Origin of the sequence: Dietzia sp. SLG310A2-38A2 (assembly GCF_014145095.1) — a bacterium.
Taxonomy (GTDB): Bacteria; Actinomycetota; Actinomycetes; order Mycobacteriales; family Mycobacteriaceae; genus Dietzia.
In genome coordinates this window covers 1-1,104 of the sequence record NZ_JAALDX010000448.1, presented here as the reverse complement: position 1 = coordinate 1,104, position 1,104 = coordinate 1, and the positions used below count along the sequence as shown (strand labels likewise).

The window sequence follows — 1,104 nt, the reverse complement described above, 5'->3', positions numbered from 1 at the left end:
TCTGAAGTCGCCGCCGCTCAGGTTCCCGACGGAGCCCAGGTCACCGCCGACCGCGTCCTGCACCGAGCCGGCGTCGAACGGGATGTCGGCCAGCGTCTTGCCGCCGGTGAGGATGCGGGTCAGTGCGGCCGCGTCCAGCCGGCCGCCGGACAGGACGGTCCGGAGCGCGGAGGTCACCGCGTCCTGGACGCTGCCCTGGGTGAGGCCCGGGGTCGACGACCCGTCACCGGTGCCCGGTCGCGGGGTCGTCCCGGGGTTGGTGACCGGGGGAGTGGGGTTGGTCGGAGCCGGGGTCCCGCCGCCGCTCTGGGCGTAGGTGGCCGCGATGTCGCGGATCTGGCCCATCCTGGCGTAACCCGCGTCTCCGGGGCACGAAGTGTTGCCGACGTCGCGGTGGGCGAAGATGTTGGGCAGCCGGACCGCCGCACCCATGGGGTACCTGGTGAAGGACGTGCCCTCGGAGTAGTGGGTGTCGGAGCCCTTGGGGTTGACCCCGGCGATCGACAGGCGCCAGCCGATGATCTCGCCCATCTTGCGCACGGTGGCCTCGGGCGGGGCGACGGACGAGTAGTCGCCCATCATCGAGATACCCCAGGTGTTGCCGTTGAAGCCGCCGGCGTGTGCGCCCTGGACGTTGCGGTTGAGGCCGCCGTGGCGACCCTCGAAGGCCTGCCCGTACTTGTCCACCATGACGTTGTAGCCGACGTCGCACCAGCCGAGATTGCGAGCGTGGTAGGTGTAGATGCCCCGGACGACGCCGGCCGAGCCCTCGCGGGTGTAGTTGTTGCTGCCGGCCGTGTGGTGGACCACGGCTGCGGCGAGGGTGTTGTCGTAGGAGGCGTTGCGGCAGCGGATGGACTCGTCGGCGCCCCAGCCGGCGCGGCTGATGATCGACGGCTGCCTGGCCGCGATGTCGCCGTTCGCGCCGGTCCCGCCCTGCGCGGTGATGTCCCCGAACGACTCGGGGTCCGGGGTCGGGGTGGCGTCGGGGGAGATCAGGACGGCGGTGACCGAGTCGGTCTGCAGGTCGGTGGACTCCGCGACGGGCTTGATGTCCGCGTAGCGCGTCGGGACCGGCGGGGTGGCGTCGGAGGCGGGCCGCGC

1 protein-coding gene is annotated in these 1,104 nt (G+C 72.1%); it reads right to left on the bottom strand.

All coding sequences use genetic code 11. The features are described 5' to 3' along the window. Positions 1-1,104, bottom strand: a 1,104-nt coding sequence (locus G6027_RS14820; RefSeq protein WP_182637842.1) for an N-acetylmuramoyl-L-alanine amidase, incomplete at both ends; no start/stop codon positions are given.